Annotated in this window: 1 protein-coding gene; it reads left to right on the forward strand. The window is 78.0% G+C overall.

Features of this window, described 5'->3' with window-relative positions:
• The coding region (locus VJI93_RS09155) for a hypothetical protein (protein WP_324009382.1) at positions 1–201 on the forward strand (201 nt) is incomplete at its 5' end.
• Positions 202–246: the final 45 nt, after the last annotated feature.

Consider the following 246-nt stretch of genomic DNA (forward strand, 5'->3'; position numbering starts at 1 on the left):
GGCGACGTGTTCGCGCGGATCGCGGCGGAGCGGCGCGCGACCTTCGCGCGCGCGCTGGGCGATGCGCGGCGGCTGGCCACGTCGGGGTCAGTGCAGGCGCGCTGCCTCGAATGCGGCGGCCTCGCCCCGGCGGCGGCGACGCCCGCCGACGCGCGACTGGTCGACATGGTGCTGGCGAAACTGGGGCTCGGCGGCTGGTGATCGCGCTACGCGCGGCGACGGGCGAGGACGCAGCTGCGATCGCGG

It is taken from the genome of Parvimonas sp. M20 (assembly GCF_035282425.1).
Taxonomy (GTDB): domain Bacteria; phylum Bacillota; class Clostridia; order Tissierellales; family Peptoniphilaceae; genus Parvimonas.